Below are 13,800 nucleotides of genomic sequence, written 5' to 3'. Positions count from 1 at the left end.
CGACCGGCTCCCAGCCCGCACCCAGCACCACCCGACACCCTGACCACGACACCCCCGAGGAGGACCGCGTGAGCGCCACGCCCGTCGCACTCAACCTGTCGGCCCCGACCCGCGGGGCCCGGGGCAAGCCGCCGAAGCACTTCGTCGACCTGACGCCCGAGGAGCGCGTCGAGGCCGTGACCGCGCTCGGCGAGAAGCCGCTGCGCGCGAAGCAGCTCGCGACGCACTACTTCAGCCACCTGACGGTCGACCCCGCCGCGATGACCGACCTGCCCGCGGCGAGCCGCGACAAGCTGGTCGAGGCGCTGTTCCCGCCGCTGCTCACCGCCGCGCGCACGCTGCAGGCCGACGGCGGCACCACGGTCAAGACGCTCTGGCACCTGTTCGACGGCGCCAAGGTCGAGTCCGTGCTCATGCGGTACGCGCACCGGTCGACGCTCTGCGTGTCCAGCCAGGCGGGCTGCGGCATGGCGTGCCCGTTCTGCGCCACCGGCCAGCTCGGCCTGACCCGCAACCTGTCGACGGCGGAGGTCGTCGAGCAGGTGCGCGCCGCGGCCGCCGCGCTGGAGGCGGGCGAGGTCCCCGGCGGGCCCACCCGGCTGTCGAACGTCGTGTTCATGGGCATGGGCGAGCCGCTCGCGAACTACAAGACCGTGATGGAGACGGTGCGCCGCATGGTCGCGCCGGTCCCGGACGGCCTGGGCATGTCGGCCCGCAACATCACCGTCTCGACCGTCGGCCTGGTGCCCGCGATGCGCAAGCTCGCGAAGGAGGGCATCCCGGTGACGCTCGCGCTGTCGCTGCACGCCCCGGACGACGAGCTGCGCAACGAGCTGGTGCCGATCAACACCCGGTGGAGCGTCGCGGAGACCATCGACGCCGCCTACGAGTACTTCCAGGCGACCGGCCGCCGGGTGTCCATCGAGTACGCGCTGATGCGCGACATCAACGACCAGGCGTGGCGCGCCGACCTCCTGGGCACCGAGCTCAACCGGCGCGGCCGCGGCTGGGTGCACTGCAACCCCATCCCGCTGAACCCGACGCCCGGTTCGAAGTGGACGGCGAGCGATCCCGCGGTCGAGCAGGAGTTCGTGGCACGCTTGCGCGCACACGGCATCCCGACCACCGTCCGGGACACCCGTGGGTCCGACATCGACGGTGCGTGCGGCCAGCTGGCGGCTGAGGAGGACTGATGAGCGGCGGCGCCATGTTCCGGCGGGTCACCGGGATGCGGACGGGGTACCACCCCGAGGAGGTCGACGACTTCTTCACCCACGCCCGGACGGTCTACGAGCAGGGCCCCGCCGGCGCGCTGTCCAGCCGGGACGTGCGGACCGTCGCGTTCGACCTCGTCCGGCACGGCTACTCGACCACCGCGGTGGACGCCGCGCTCGACCGCCTCGAGGCCGCGTTCGTCGCCCGGTCCCGCGCCGACTTCATCGCGGACCGCGGGCGCCAGGCGTGGATGGAGACCCTCGCCGAGCAGGCGCGCTCGCTGTACGGCCGGCTGACCCGCCCCGAGGGCGAGCGGTTCGCGCACCCCAAGGGCCGCCAGCCCGGGTACGACGTGGCCGAGGTCGACGCGCTGTGCGACCGCCTCGTCGCGTACTTCGACACCAACGCGCCGCTGACCGCGCAGGAGGTGCGCTCGGCGGTGTTCACCCGCCGCAAGGGCGCCCGCGCGTACGCCGAGGGGCCGGTCGACGCGTTCCTCGAGCGCGCCGTGGACGTGCTGCTCGCCGCGGAGTGAGCCCCGCTCGGGCAGGATGGGGCGGATGAACCCGCGCACCGTCGTCCTGCTCGGCTCCACCGGATCGATCGGCACCCAGGCCGCCGACGTCATCACCCGGAACCCGGAGCGGTTCCGGGTGACCGGCCTCAGCGCGGGGGGCTCGGACCCCGTCGCGCTGGCCCGGCAGGCCGTGGCGCTCGGCGTGCAGACGGTCGCCGTCGCCGACCCCGACGCCGCGGGGACGGTGTTCGCCGAGGTCGTGCGCGCCTCCGCCGAGGCGGGGCTCCGCCAGGTCGGCGTCGAGGTGCTCACCGGCCCCGACGCGGCGTCCCAGCTCGCCGCCCGCGGCGCCGACGTCGTGCTGAACGGCATCACCGGGTCGGTCGGGCTCGGGCCCACCCTCGCCGCGCTCGGCTCCGGCAGCGTGCTGGCCCTCGCGAACAAGGAGTCGCTGGTGGCCGGCGGGCCGCTCGTGCGGGCCGCGGTGCAGCGTCCCGGGCAGGTGGTCCCCGTCGACTCGGAGCACTCCGCGATCGCGCAGTGCCTGCGCGGCGGGCGGCGGTCCGAGGTCCGGCGGCTGGTGCTGACCGCGTCCGGCGGCCCGTTCCGCGGCCGCACCCGGGCGGAGCTCGCCGACGTGACCCCCGAGCAGGCGCTCGCGCACCCCACGTGGTCGATGGGGCCGGTCGTCACGATCAACTCGGCCACCCTGGTCAACAAGGGGCTCGAGCTCATCGAGGCGCACCTGCTCTTCGACGTGCCGGTGGCCGACATCCAGGTGGTCGTGCACCCGCAGTCGGTCGTGCACTCGATGGTCGAGTTCGCCGACGGGTCGACGATCGCCCAGGCGTCCCCGCCGGACATGCGGCTGCCCATCGCCCTCGGCCTCTCCTGGCCGGACCGGCTGCCCGACGCCGCGGCGCCGGTGGACTGGACCCGCGCAGGCCGGTGGGACTTCGAGCCGCTCGACGAGGACACGTTCGGCGCCGTGGCGCTGGCCCGGGCGGCCGTCGCCGCCTCCGCGACGCACCCGGCCGTGTACAACGCGGCCAACGAGGAGGCCGTGGCGGCGTTCCTGGCGGGGCGGCTCGGGTTCCTCGGCATCGTGGAGACCGTCGAGGAGGTGCTCGCCGCGCACGACGGCGGTCCGGTGCGGGACGTCGCGGACGTGCAGGCGGCGGAGGACTGGGCCCGCGCCCGCGCCCGGGAGCGGGTCGCGGCGGCCTGAGGCCGGGTCCGCCGGGCGCGGCGGGTCAGGTGGTGCGCGGCGGGTTCGGTGGTTCTCGCCGAGTGCGGTGCCGGCGACCACCGAACTCGGCTGGGGGTACCGAGCTCGGCGCGGGCGAGCGGGGCGAGCGGCGCGGTCAGGTCGTCGAGATCGGTGGTTCGCGTCGAGATCGGTGGTGGGAAGCACCGATCTCGAGCCGAACCACCGATCTCGGTGGAGCGGCCGGGCGCGCCGCGGGTCAGCGTTCGCCCGTGCGGGCGGTGAGCCTGCTCGGGCGTCCGGTGATGCGCTCCTCCTGGTCGGCCAGGGCAGCCGCGCGGTCCTGGACCGCGGCGCCGAGCCGGTCCGCGAGCCGCCGCGGGGCCGAGGCGCGCGCCGCTCCGGCCCCGCGCGCCGACTGGGCTCCGCGCGCCGACCCGGCCGCGACCGCCGCCCCCGCTCCGCGCATCGCTCCGCGGCCCGCCGCCCCGCCCGCGACCGCCGCCCCGCGCACCACCCACGGGAGCCGCGTCAGCGCCCCGTCGCCCCCGGTCAGCAGCTCCGCCAGGGTCCGCCCCGCGAGGTTCCCCGCCGCGACGCCGTCGTCCCCGCCGCCGTCCGCCCACGCGAGCCCGGCGTCGGCGTCGAACCCGAGCGCGGGGAGCGGGCCGCCGGCGAGCGCGACGCCCCACGCGTGCGTGACCGGGGCCGGCGTCCCAGGCGGCAGCAGCCCGGCCAGCGCCCGGTGCAGGCGCAGCACGGCGGCGAGGTCCTGTCCCGACGGGGCGGGGGGCTGACGGGCGCTGCGCAGGCTGAGCACGAGCCGGTCGTCGGCGGTGCGCAGGGCCCGGACGGGGCGGTGGCCGGCGTCGGCGAGCACGACCCCCCGCCGCAGCCCCAGCGCCGCCCACGCGTCCTCGCCCAGCGGCGCGGTGGCGACGGCGTGCCGGCCGCCCGCGGGGCGCCCGCCGCCCGTGGCCCGCACGACCAGGGGCGCGCGCACGGTGCCCTGGTCGGTGACGACGGCGCCGGGGGAGAGCCGCAGGGCGCGGGTGCCCTCGGCGACGCGGGCGCCGTGCGCGGTCAGCACGTCGACGAGGCCCCGGACGAGCGCCACGGGCTGCAGCCGTCCGACGTCGGGCGCGAGGGTGCCACCGAGCGCCCCGCGCGCGCCGGGCGCCCGCACGAGGCCGGCGACGTCGCCCGGCCCGAGCAGCTCCATCTCGTCGCCCCAGGCCCGCGCGGCCTCGGCCTCCGCGGCGAGGCGCGCGAGCTGGGCCGGGGAGCGGGCGACGGTGAGCAGGCCGCCGACCGCCACGTCGCCGTCGATCTGCTCGGCCGCGGCGACGCCGCCGACCTCGACGACGGCGTCCCGCAGGGCGGCGCGCGCGGTCCGGGCCGCGTCGGGGCCGTGCTCGGCGGCGACCCGGGCGGCCGCGGACGCGGGCCCGGCGCCGAACCAGCCGCCCGTCCGCCCGCTCGCCCCGGCGCCGGCGACGTCCTGCTCGACCACGAGCACGTCGAGGGCGGGGTCCGCCTCGAGGAGGTAGTACGCGGTCCACAGACCGGTGAGTCCCGCGCCCACGACGACGACGTCCGCGGTGGTGTCCCCGTCGAGCGGGTCGCGCGCCGGGCGGGGGTCCGCGGCCTCGGCCTGGTCGAACCACAGGGACCGGGACGACGGGTCGCCCCCGGTGCTCCACCGCAGGACGTAGGCGGAGCCGTCGGAGCCGGGCCCCACCTCGTGCACGTCGTCCACGTCGCCTCCCGGGGTCGTCGGCCGTCGCACCGATCGTCATCGTTCGCCCCGGGCGACGCAAGGCGGTCACCGGACGGGTGATCCCGCGGGTGACCGGGCGCCCGCGCCCCGCCCACCTGCGGCGGTGCGGGGTACCGTGCCACGACCAGTCCCTCCCCGGCAGCACCGGGCCGCCCGGAACGAGGAGCGATGTCCGCACCCGCACCGCCGCCGCGGGACCTGCCGGTCGCCCGGCGGTCCGGCGACCCCACGCTGGGCCTGATCCGGCGGGTGCTGCTGGTCTGCCTGCTGTTCGGCGCGGTGTCGGTGGTCGCGGTGGCGGTCCTGCGCTGGGACGACGTCCTGCTGCGGGCGGCGTCGCCGGTGCTGCTGGTCGTCGTCCTGCTGTTCGCGTGGCTGGTGCTGCGGCGCCCCGCGGCGACGGTGCCGGTCTCGCGGGTCGTGCTGGTCGGCCTGGACGCGCTGTGGCTGGTGACGATGGGCAGCCGGCTCGGCACGGACGGGGGCTGGGACGCGCTGTTCCCGACGACGTTCATGGGCCTCGCGCTGTTCGTGGTGATCGGCTACCTAGTGTTCCCGACCCGGTTCGCGGCGCTGCACGCGGCGGCGGTGGTGGTCGCGACGCTGGCGGTGGGCTGGGCCGGTCTCGCGGTGGGCCCCTCCGACGGCGCCGCGCGCACGCACGCGGTCGACCTGGCGCGGTACGCGGTGTACCTGGGCGTGCTGGCGGCGATGGTCTGGGTGCTGTCCCGCACGAAGGAGCACGCCGCCCGGGCGTTCCAGGTCGCGGAGCACGCGAGCGCGGAGGCGGCCTCGATGCGGGAGATGGCGTACCGCGACCCGCTGACCGGTGCGGCGAACCGCCGGCGGCTCGAGGACGAGCTGGCCTACCAGGCGCGGGTCGTGGGGTCGGGGCTGGACGTGGCGCTGGTCTACCTCGACCTGGACCGGTTCAAGGCGGTGAACGACGGGCACGGCCACGCCGTCGGCGACCGGGTGCTGGTCGCGGTCGCGCGGGCGCTGGAGCAGCACGTGCGGTCCGGTGACCTGGTCGCGCGGCTCGGCGGCGAGGAGTTCCTGGTGGTCGCGCCGGGGACCGGGGCCGACGACGCGCGGGCGCTGGCCGAGCGGCTGCGCGCGGCGGTGCCGGGCGCGGTGCGGGCGCAGGCGCCGGTCGACGTGACGGCGAGCCTCGGGGTCACCGCGCTGCGCGCGGGAGAGGAGCCGGCGGCGGCGATCGGTCGGGTGGACGCGCTGATGTACCGCGCGAAGCGCGCGGGCCGGGACCGGGTGGCCGTCGACGGCGACCCGGAGCGCGACGCGGCGACCGGCACGGCGGACGTCCAGCCCGCCCCCAGGAATCCGGGGCAGGATGGGGGGTCGTCCCACACCCGCCGAGCCGACCCGCTCGGCGGCTCGCCGCACTGAACGGAGACCCCCGCATGGCCTACGCGATCGGCGTCGTGGTGCTCGTGGTGGGCATCCTCGTGTCCATCGCGCTGCACGAGGTCGGGCACATGGTGCCGGCCAAGAAGTTCGGCGTGCGCGTGAGCCAGTACATGGTGGGCTTCGGCCCGACCCTGTGGTCCCGGACGAGGCGTGAGACCGAGTACGGGGTCAAGGCCATCCCGCTCGGCGGCTACGTCCGGCTGATCGGGATGTACCCGACGCCCGAGGCCGTGGGGAACCCGCCGGTGCGGGGGTTCTTCAGCCGGATCGCCGCGGACGCCCGCGAGGCGAGCGCCGAGGAGATCCGGCCGGGGGAGGACCACCGCGCGTTCTACCGGCTGTCGACGCCGAAGAAGCTCGTGGTGATGCTCGGCGGGCCCGTGATGAACCTGCTGATCGCCGTGGTGCTGCTGGCGGTCGTGCTCGTCGGCATCGGGGTGCAGGGCGCGAGCACGACGCTGTCCTCGGTGAGCCAGTGCGTGCTGCCCGCGGGGTCGACCGCGACGGAGTGCTCGGCCGACGACCCGGCCGCCCCGGGCGCGGAGGCCGGCCTGCAGCCCGGCGACACCGTGGTGTCCTACGACGGCGTGGCGATCACCTCCTGGGACCAGCTCAGCGGGCTGATCCGCGGCTCGGGGGACGAGGCGGTGCCGGTCGTCGTCGAGCGGGACGGCGAGCGCGTCGAGCTGACGGTGACCCCGGTGGTCGCCGAGCGTCCCGTCACGGACGACGCCGGGCAGGCGGTCCTCGACGACGACGGCGACCCGGTGACGCGCCCGGTCGGGTTCCTCGGCGTGAGCCCCGGCACGGAGCTGCAGCGGCAGCCGGTGTCCGAGGTGGTCGAGCTGACCGGCGACGCCGTGTGGCAGACCATGCAGGCCGTCGTGACGCTGCCCGCGAACCTGGTGGGCATCGCCGAGAGCGCGTTCGGCGACGGCGAGCGGAGCGCGGAGGGCGTGCTCGGCCCGGTGGGCGTCGCGCGGCTGGCCGGCGAGGTGGCCTCGTCGGACGCGACGGGCGTCGGGGTGGCGGAGCGGGTCTCGGGGATGCTCAGCCTGCTCGCGTCGCTGAACATCGCGCTGTTCGTCTTCAACCTGATCCCGCTCGTGCCGCTCGACGGCGGCCACGTGGCGGCGGCGCTGTGGGAGGGCCTCAAGCGCCAGGTCGCCCGCCTGCGGAAGCTGCCCCGGCCGCGCCCCGCGGACGCCGCCCGGCTGCAGCCCGTGGCGCTCGCGGTGTTCGTCGTCCTCGGCGGGATGGGCCTGCTGCTGGCCTACGCGGACATCGTCGCGCCGATCACGTTCGGCTGAGCGGCGACGGGCCGGTGCCGCTCGGGTGCGGTGCGCCCGCGCGGTGCGATGATGGGCGCGTGAGCACCCCCATCAGCCTGGGCATGCCGGAGGCTCCTCCGCCGGTGCTGGCCCCGCGCCGCCCGACCCGGAAGATCCGCGTGGGTAAGGTCGAGGTCGGGGGCGACGCCCCGGTCAGCGTGCAGTCGATGACGACGACCCTGACCTCCGACGTCAACGCCACCCTGCAGCAGATCGCCGAGCTGACCGCGGCGGGCTGCGACATCGTCCGCGTGGCGGTGCCGACCCAGGACGACGCGGACGCGCTGCCGGCCATCGCGCGCAAGTCGCAGATCCCCGTGGTCGCGGACATCCACTTCCAGCCGCGCTACGTGTTCGCCGCGATCGACGCCGGCTGCGCCGCGGTGCGGGTGAACCCGGGCAACATCCGGAAGTTCGACGACCAGGTCAAGGAGATCGCCCGCGCCGCGCAGGACGCCGGGGTCTCGCTGCGGATCGGCGTCAACGCCGGCTCGCTCGACCCGCGGCTGCTGGCGAAGTACGGGAAGGCCACCCCGGAGGCGCTGGTCGAGTCGGCCGTGTGGGAGGCGTCGCTGTTCGAGGAGCACGACTTCCACGACTTCAAGATCTCGGTGAAGCACAACGACCCGGTCGTGATGGTGCGCGCCTACGAGCTGCTGTCCGAGCGCGGCGACTGGCCGCTGCACCTCGGCGTCACCGAGGCGGGCCCGGCGTTCCAGGGCACGATCAAGTCGGCGACCGCGTTCGGCGCGCTGCTGAGCAAGGGCATCGGCGACACGATCCGGGTGTCCCTGTCGGCCCCGCCGGTCGAGGAGGTCAAGGTCGGCATCCAGATCCTGCAGTCGCTGAACCTCCGGCCGCGCAAGCTCGAGATCGTGTCCTGCCCGTCGTGCGGCCGGGCGCAGGTCGACGTGTACACGCTGGCCGAGCGGGTCACCGCCGGGCTCGAGGGCCTGGAGGTCCCGCTGCGGGTCGCCGTGATGGGCTGCGTGGTGAACGGCCCCGGCGAGGCGCGCGAGGCGGACCTCGGCGTGGCGTCGGGCAACGGCAAGGGCCAGATCTTCGTGCGCGGCGAGGTCGTGCGCACGGTCCCGGAGTCCGCGATCGTCGAGACGCTGATCGACGAGGCGATGCGGATCGCGGCGAGCATGGAGCCGGCCGGTGACGGTCCCGGCGGCCCCGTGGTGACGGTGGGCTGACGCCGGTGCGGGGGCTCTGGGAGGACCTGGCGGCGGGGCGGCCGCCGGCGGGCACCGGCGGTGCGCGGGTGCTGGCCGACGCGGACCTGCCCCGCGCGCTCGCGCTGTGCGCGCAGGACCCGGTGGCGGCGGTGCTCGCGACCACCCGGCTCGAGCAGGCGGCGGTCGTCGGGCTGCGGCGCTCCGGCGGGCAGCTGTGGGGGTACGAGGTCGACGGCGCGCTCGTGGCGCTCGCCTGGGCCGGCGCCAACCTGGTGCCCGTCGTCCCGGACCCGGCGGAGCGCGGCGCGGCGATCGACGCGTTCGCCGCGATGGGCCGGGCGCAGGGGCGGCGGTGCTCGTCGGTGGTGGGCGACGCCGAGGCGGTGCTGCCGCTCTGGGAGCGGCTGGAGCCCGCGTGGGGCGTGGTCCGGGAGGTGCGCGCCGAGCAGCCGTCCATGGTGATCGACGGCGACCCCGTGGTCGCGCCCGACCCGGCCGTGCGGCGCTCGGTGCCGGAGGAGTACGACCTGGTGCTGCCCGCCTGCGTGCGGATGTTCACCGAGGAGGTCGGCTACTCGCCGATCGGCGGCACCGGCGGGGCGTACGAGGCGCGGGTGCGCTCGCTCGTCCGGGAGGGCCGGTCGTTCGTCCGGATCGACACCGGCGACGACGGGTCGCCGCAGGTGGTCTTCAAGGCCGAGCTGGGCGCCGTCGCCGGCGGGGTGGCCCAGGTGCAGGGCGTGTGGGTCGAGCCCACGCGGCGCGGCGAGCGGCTGTCCGAGGCCGGGATGGCGGCCGTGGTGGCCGCGACCCGGCGGGACGTGGCGCCGACGGTGTCGCTGTACGCGAACCACTACAACGAGCGGGCGCTCGCGGCGTACCGCGCGGTGGGCTTCCGCCGCGTGGGCACGTACGCGACGGTGCTGTTCTAGGCGGGTGCGTCGCGCGGCCGGCGCGGGGTCAGGCGCCGGTGGTCGCGGTCGCCCCGGCGGTCGCCGCGTCCGTCAGCGGCTGGTCCGCGGCCAGGCGGTCCCACAGGTCCTGCGCCTGCGAGGTCCACACCACCCGGTCCCGGTCCTGCGGCGCCTCGGCGACCGGCACGGTCACGGGCTCCAGCGTGGCCGGGTCGACGTCGCGCAGGGTCAGCGCCAGGCCCGCGAGGTCGCGGACGTCCGCCAGGCCCTCGCTGATCGACAGCGACCGGGTGACCGAGGTCAGCACGGGCATCAGGGTGCCCGGGTCCGACAGCAGCCCCGCGCCCTGCACCTGGGCGGCGAGCGCGTCCACGAGCTGCTGCTGCCGCTCGATCCGCGCCAGGTCCGAGCCCAGCTCGAGCCCGTTGCCCGTCCCGGTGCGGGCGCGGAGGAACTGCAGCGCGGTGGTGCCGTCGAACGTCTGCGGCCCGGCGGGCACGTGCAGGCCGGCCTTGGGGGAGTCCATCGCCTCCGGCAGGTCCATCGGCACGCCGCCGAGCGCGTCGATGACGTCCCGGACGCCGTCCATCTTCACGACGATGCTCTCGTCGGTCCGCAGCCCGCTGTTCTGCTCGAAGGTGCGCCGGGTGCAGGCCGCCGCGGCCGCGAGGTTCTCGGTCTCGCCGCCGCCGATGTGGAACGCGTCGTTGAACATCGTGTCGGTCTGCGGGGCGGTGGTGCTGCCGTCCTCGAGCGTGCAGGACGGGATGTCGACCAGGGAGTCGCGCGGGATCGAGACGACGTCCACCCGGCTGCGGTCGGCCGACAGGTGCACGAGCATCGTGGTGTCCGAGCGCATGCCGTCGACGTCGCCGGCGATCTCGGCGTTCTCGCCGTCCCGGAGGTCGGTGCCCATCACCAGGATGTTGAGCGGCCGCCCGGCGTAGCCGTCGACGGGGTCCGCCTCCGCGGGGGCCGTCGGCCGGTCGTCGCCGAGGAACTGGTCGACGTCGGCGGCGTCGATGCTGCCCTGCACCTGGGCGTACAGCGCGACGGCGCCGGTGGTGCCGCCGAGCGCGAGCACGCCGGCGGTCGCGGCGGCGACGCGGGCGACGCGGCGGCCGACGCCCCCGCGGGCGCGGCGGACGTGCCGGGCGGGGCGCTGCACGGCGCGGCTGTGCCGGACGGGGCGGTCGCCCCTGGGGGTGGTCTCGGGCATGCCCCCACGCTAGGGAGGGCCGCGCGGGGGCCGCTCGGTGAGCGGGGAGAGCCCTCGGAGGGATCCTGTGCGGGACGTGTGAAGCCCGTCCCGGGCCGAGGACCGGCCGTCAGCGCAGCAGCCGGGACATCCGCCGGTCGGCGAGCGGCTTGCCGCCCGTCTGGCAGGTCGGGCAGTACTGCAGCGACGAGTCGGCGAACGACACCTCGTGCACGGTGTCCCCGCACGGCACGCCGTCCCAGCCGGGGCAGGGCTCGCCGGTGCGGCCGTGCACCCGCATGCCGCGGCGCTTGGCGTCCTTGAGCTCCGCGGCGGGCCGGCCGGCGGCGGTCGCGACGGCCTCCCGCAGCACGCCGACGGTCGCGGCGTGCAGCCGGGCGACCGCGTCGGCGTCGAACGACCGGGTGAGGGCGAACGGGCTGGTGCGGGCGACGAGCAGGATCTCGTCGGAGTAGGCGTTGCCGATGCCGGCGATCGTCCCCTGGTCCCGCAGCAGCCCCTTGACCTGCTGGTTGCGCGCGGCCATGAGCTCCCCGAGCCGCTCGGTGGTGAACTCCTCGGACAGCGGCTCGACGCCGAGCGTGGCGACCTGCGGCACCTCGGCCGGGTCGGCGACGACGTGGACCGCGAGCCGCTTGCGGGTGCCGGCCTCCGTGAGGTCGAAGCCCGAGCCGTCGTCCAGCCGCACCCGCAGCGCGAGCGGCGACTTCCCGGGGCGGACCGGCGTCGCGGGGAGCTGCTCGGACCAGCGCAGCCAGCCCGCGCGCGCGAGGTGGAACACGAGGTGCAGCGGGTCGCCGAGCCCGCCGCCCGCGGCCGGCGGCGCGACGCCGAGGTCGAGCCACTTGCCGTGCCGGCCTGCGGACACGACGGTGCCGCCGGTGAGGTCGGTGGGCGCGGGGCGGAACGTCTTGAGGGCGCTGATCGCCCCGACCTCGACCCCCGCGACGGTGCGCCCCACGGCGCGTTCGCGCAGGAAGGCGGCCAGCGACTCGACCTCGGGCAGCTCGGGCATGGACCCATGGTGGCCCAGGCGTCCGACACCCGGCACTCCCACTAGGCTGCGGCCCATGCTGCTACGCCTGTCCACGCTCTTCGTCCGCACCCTGCGCGAGGACCCGGCCGACGCGGAGGTGGCCAGCCACAAGCTGCTCGTCCGCGCCGGCTACATCCGCCGCGCCGCCCCCGGCATCTACACCTGGCTGCCGCTGGGCCTGCGGGTGCTGGGCAAGGTCGAGCAGGTCGTGCGCGAGGAGATGGCCGCCGCGGGCGCCCAGGAGGTGCACTTCCCGGCGCTGCTGCCGCGCGAGCCCTACGAGGCGACCGGCCGGTGGACCGAGTACGGCCCGAACCTGTTCCGGCTGCAGGACCGCCGCGAGAACGACTACCTGCTCGCGCCGACGCACGAGGAGATGTTCACGCTCCTGGTCAAGGACCTGTACTCGTCGTACAAGGACCTGCCGCTCACGCTGTTCCAGATCCAGACCAAGTACCGCGACGAGGCCCGTCCGCGCGCCGGCCTCATCCGCGGCCGCGAGTTCATCATGAAGGACGCCTACTCCTTCGACGTGGACGACGCGGGGCTGGACGCCTCGTACGCCGCGCAGCGCGCCGCGTACCAGCGGGTGTTCGAGCGCCTCGGCCTGGAGTACGTGATCGTGGCGGCGACCTCCGGCGCGATGGGCGGCTCCCGCTCCGAGGAGTTCCTCAACCCGACGGCGATCGGCGAGGACACGTTCGTGCGCTCGCCGGGCGGCTACGCGGCCAACGTCGAGGCCGTCACGACGCCCGTGCCGCCGGCCGTGCCGTACGACGACGCCCCCGCCGCGCACGTCGAGGACACCCCCGACACCCCGACGATCGACTCGCTGGTCGCGGTCGCCAACGAGCGGTTCGCCCGCCCGGACCGCGCGTGGACCGCCGCCGACACCCTGAAGAACGTCGTGCTGGCGCTGGTGCAGCCGACCGGCGAGCGCGAGCTGCTCGTCGTCGGCCTGCCCGGCGACCGCGAGGTCGACCTCAAGCGCCTCGAGGCCGCCGTGGCCCCGGCCGAGGTCGAGCCCGCCGTCGAGGCCGACTTCGCCGCGCACCCCGAGCTGGTCAAGGGCTACATCGGCCCGCTCGCGCTCGGCCCGAACCGCGAGGGCCTGGCCGCCGACGCCGAGGGCCGCACCGCGGTGCGGTACCTGCTCGACCCGCGCGTCGTCGAGGGCACCCGGTGGATCACCGGCGCGAACGAGCCCGGCAAGCACGTGTTCGACCTCGTGGCCGGCCGCGACTTCACCGCCGACGGCACCGTCGAGGCCGCCGAGGTGCGGGCCGGCGACGAGGCCCCCGACGGCTCCGGCCCGCTGGAGCTCGCGCGCGGCATCGAGATCGGCCACATCTTCCAGCTCGGTCGCAAGTACGCGCAGGCGCTCGGCCTGACCGTGCTCGACCAGAACGGCAAGTCCCAGGTCGTCACGATGGGCTCGTACGGCATCGGCGTCTCCCGCGTGCTCGCGGCGCTGGCCGAGGCGAACCACGACGACCGCGGCCTCGCCTGGCCCGCCGGCGTGGCCCCGGCGCACGTGCAGATCGTCGCGACCGGCAAGGACGCCGCGGTGTTCGAGGCCGCGGAGTCCCTGGCGCAGACCCTGGACGCGCGCGGCATCGAGGTGCTGTACGACGACCGGTTCAAGGTCTCGCCCGGCGTGAAGTTCGCGGACGCGGAGCTGCTGGGCGTGCCGCTGACCGTCGTCGTGGGCCGCGGGCTCGCGGACGGCCTGGTCGAGGTGCGGCCGCGCGTGGTCGTCGAGGGCGGCCCGCAGGCCGAGCAGGTCCCGGTCGCCGAGGCCGCGGACCGCGTGGCGGAGCTGGTGGACGCGCTGCTGGCGCGCTGACCCCCCGCGGCCGCGACGGCCCCGCGCCCTGCCCGACGGCAGGGGCGGGGCATGGCTCTTCTCCACATCTCCGAACCCACAAGAAATGGCGCCTGATCTGGGGGGGGGGGGTTTTGTTTGGGGGAG

General features: G+C 76.2%; 11 protein-coding genes. 8 read left to right on the top strand and 3 right to left on the bottom strand.

Annotated features, from left to right (window positions below; all coding sequences use genetic code 11):
- Positions 1-68 precede the first annotated feature (68 nt).
- The 3 genes from rlmN to dxr are packed head-to-tail and all read left to right on the top strand — an operon-like array spanning position 69 to position 2,960.
- Complete coding sequence (gene rlmN / locus AC3WUG_RS11710) at positions 69-1,193, top strand: 23S rRNA (adenine(2503)-C(2))-methyltransferase RlmN (protein ID WP_492327811.1); 1,125 nt, start codon at positions 69-71, stop codon at positions 1,191-1,193.
- Positions 1,193-1,750, top strand: a complete 558-nt coding sequence (locus tag AC3WUG_RS11705; RefSeq protein WP_492327810.1) for a DivIVA domain-containing protein — start codon at positions 1,193-1,195, stop codon at positions 1,748-1,750. The genes rlmN and AC3WUG_RS11705 overlap by 1 nt, the downstream gene beginning before the upstream one ends.
- A gap of 25 nt (positions 1,751-1,775) precedes the next feature.
- Positions 1,776-2,960 carry a 1-deoxy-D-xylulose-5-phosphate reductoisomerase gene (gene dxr / locus AC3WUG_RS11700; protein ID WP_492327809.1) on the top strand — a complete coding sequence of 395 codons (1,185 nt, stop codon included), beginning with the start codon at positions 1,776-1,778 and terminating at the stop codon, positions 2,958-2,960.
- A 238-nt stretch (positions 2,961-3,198) separates the two neighbouring features.
- Here dxr and AC3WUG_RS11695 read toward each other — a convergent pair whose 3' ends face one another.
- Positions 3,199-4,728: an NAD(P)/FAD-dependent oxidoreductase gene (locus tag AC3WUG_RS11695; RefSeq protein WP_492327808.1), complete on the bottom strand. Its 1,530-nt coding sequence runs from the start codon at positions 4,726-4,728 to the stop codon at positions 3,199-3,201.
- A 159-nt stretch (positions 4,729-4,887) separates the two neighbouring features.
- Here AC3WUG_RS11695 and AC3WUG_RS11690 point away from each other — a divergent pair, with 159 nt between their 5' ends.
- The 4 genes from AC3WUG_RS11690 to AC3WUG_RS11675 are packed head-to-tail and all read left to right on the top strand — an operon-like array spanning position 4,888 to position 9,591.
- Positions 4,888-6,126 carry a GGDEF domain-containing protein gene (locus tag AC3WUG_RS11690; RefSeq protein ID WP_492327807.1) on the top strand — a complete coding sequence of 413 codons (1,239 nt, stop codon included), beginning with the start codon at positions 4,888-4,890 and terminating at the stop codon, positions 6,124-6,126.
- 14 nt (positions 6,127-6,140) lie between these two features.
- Positions 6,141-7,457: a M50 family metallopeptidase gene (locus AC3WUG_RS11685; protein ID WP_492327806.1), complete on the top strand. Its 1,317-nt coding sequence runs from the start codon at positions 6,141-6,143 to the stop codon at positions 7,455-7,457.
- A 59-nt stretch (positions 7,458-7,516) separates the two neighbouring features.
- A complete protein-coding gene (gene ispG / locus AC3WUG_RS11680) occupies positions 7,517-8,677 on the top strand; it encodes a flavodoxin-dependent (E)-4-hydroxy-3-methylbut-2-enyl-diphosphate synthase (RefSeq protein WP_492327805.1) in 1,161 nt (386 codons plus the stop codon).
- A gap of 5 nt (positions 8,678-8,682) precedes the next feature.
- Positions 8,683-9,591 carry a GNAT family N-acetyltransferase gene (locus AC3WUG_RS11675; RefSeq protein ID WP_492327804.1) on the top strand — a complete coding sequence of 303 codons (909 nt, stop codon included), beginning with the start codon at positions 8,683-8,685 and terminating at the stop codon, positions 9,589-9,591.
- A 28-nt stretch (positions 9,592-9,619) separates the two neighbouring features.
- Here AC3WUG_RS11675 and AC3WUG_RS11670 read toward each other — a convergent pair whose 3' ends face one another.
- Entirely contained in the window at positions 9,620-10,792 is a 1,173-nt protein-coding gene (locus AC3WUG_RS11670) for an LCP family protein (RefSeq protein ID WP_492327803.1), read from the bottom strand.
- A gap of 109 nt (positions 10,793-10,901) precedes the next feature.
- Positions 10,902-11,807 (bottom strand): Fpg/Nei family DNA glycosylase, encoded by a 906-nt coding sequence (locus AC3WUG_RS11665; RefSeq protein WP_492327802.1) that lies wholly within the window; start codon positions 11,805-11,807, stop codon positions 10,902-10,904.
- A gap of 55 nt (positions 11,808-11,862) precedes the next feature.
- Here AC3WUG_RS11665 and AC3WUG_RS11660 point away from each other — a divergent pair, with 55 nt between their 5' ends.
- Complete coding sequence (locus tag AC3WUG_RS11660; RefSeq protein WP_492327801.1) at positions 11,863-13,674, top strand: proline--tRNA ligase; 1,812 nt, start codon at positions 11,863-11,865, stop codon at positions 13,672-13,674.
- Positions 13,675-13,800 lie beyond the last annotated feature (126 nt).

The sequence above is a fragment of the Cellulomonas sp. EB106-03-03-XG116 genome (assembly GCF_058792015.1).
The sequence above is the reverse complement of the archived record's forward strand: the minus strand, read 5'-3'. Positions and strand labels throughout refer to the sequence as shown.

Coding starts and splice junctions, on each gene's coding strand:
- AC3WUG_RS11670 (WP_492327803.1), bottom strand. CDS start 10,792: ATGCCCGAGACCACCCCCAGGGGCGACCGCCCCGTCCGGCACAGCCGC.
- AC3WUG_RS11660 (WP_492327801.1), top strand. CDS start 11,863: ATGCTGCTACGCCTGTCCACGCTCTTCGTCCGCACCCTGCGCGAGGAC.
- AC3WUG_RS11705 (WP_492327810.1), top strand. CDS start 1,193: ATGAGCGGCGGCGCCATGTTCCGGCGGGTCACCGGGATGCGGACGGGG.
- AC3WUG_RS11685 (WP_492327806.1), top strand. CDS start 6,141: ATGGCCTACGCGATCGGCGTCGTGGTGCTCGTGGTGGGCATCCTCGTG.
- AC3WUG_RS11690 (WP_492327807.1), top strand. CDS start 4,888: ATGTCCGCACCCGCACCGCCGCCGCGGGACCTGCCGGTCGCCCGGCGG.
- AC3WUG_RS11665 (WP_492327802.1), bottom strand. CDS start 11,807: ATGCCCGAGCTGCCCGAGGTCGAGTCGCTGGCCGCCTTCCTGCGCGAA.
- dxr (WP_492327809.1), top strand. CDS start 1,776: ATGAACCCGCGCACCGTCGTCCTGCTCGGCTCCACCGGATCGATCGGC.